Source organism: Aeromicrobium sp. EU05-FHT14F07, assembly GCF_058790455.1.
In genome coordinates this window covers 1-1,075 of sequence record NZ_JBYTCR010000045.1, presented here as the reverse complement: position 1 = coordinate 1,075, position 1,075 = coordinate 1, and the positions used below count along the sequence as shown (strand labels likewise).

General features: G+C 66.0%; 1 protein-coding gene. It reads right to left on the bottom strand.

Features of this window, described 5'->3' with window-relative positions:
• Nucleotides 1-18: 18 nt before the first annotated feature.
• Nucleotides 19-975 (bottom strand): IS481 family transposase, encoded by a 957-nt coding sequence (locus AC3WRM_RS18400; protein WP_492250000.1) that lies wholly within the window; start codon nt 973-975, stop codon nt 19-21.
• Nucleotides 976-1,075 lie beyond the last annotated feature (100 nt).

The window sequence follows — 1,075 nt, the reverse complement described above, 5'->3', positions numbered from 1 at the left end:
TGTACTTGGCGGGGACGTTCATGACACTCGGCTGATCGGGGGCAGTCCTGCGAGGGCTGAGTGGCGTCGTTGATTGTTGTAGAAGTCGAGCCAGGGCGCGAGGGCTGCGCTGCGTTGGTCGTTGCTGGTGAAGACCTGGCGGTAGGCCCACTCGGTCTGCAGGGTGCGGTTGAAGCGTTCGACCTTGCCGTTCTGCCAGGGGCAGTGTGGGCGGATCGTCAGATGTCTCGCTCCGATGTCGACGAGCGCGTTCTGGAAGTCGCGTGAGAGGACGTAGTTCTTGGCGTTGTCGCTGATGACCTCGCTGATGCTGATGTCGTGGCTGGCGAAGAACTCGGCGGCCCTGGTGATGAAGTCTGCGCAGGTTGCGCCCTTCTCATCGGCGTGGATCTCGGCGTAGGCCAGGCGGGAGTGGTCGTCGACGGCTGCGTGGATGTAGTCGTAGCCGAGTCCGCGTTTGTGGCTGGGGCGTTCTCCTCGGCCGTGGGCGCGCCAGCCACCATCGGGTGGGATCCGGCCGATCTTCTTGACGTCGATGTGGACCAGGTCGCCGGGCCGGTCGCGTTCGTAACGCAGCGTGGTGGTCTTGGAGGCGCGGATCAGCTCACCGGTCAGCGGGTCGCACTCACGCAGCAGCGGGACCTGGTGGCGGGCCAGGATCGCTCCGACCGTCCTGGCGGGGATCCCGAGCTCGGGACCGATCCAGTCCTGACCACGCCGCTCGAGCCGGCGCATCGCCAGCACGGCGGCCTCGACGGCCGGCGGTGTTCGCCCCGGAGATCGGTGCGGTCGCGACGACCGATCAGCCAGGCCCGCAGGTCCTTCGGCTCGGAATCGCGCCACCCACCGATGGGCGCACTGGCGCGAGATTCCAAGCTCTTTGGCTACGTGAGCGACCGGTCGGCCAGCGCCGATGACTCGATCGATCAGAAGACGACGGCCATGGACCGTCAGACGAGCGTTAGCGTGGGCCACGAGGGCCTCCTTGGTTTGGAAGAGACGTCAGACATCTCCACTAAGCCGGGAGGTCCTCCCCTTTCACAACCCCGTGTCACCAACGTGCCTGCCAAGTACA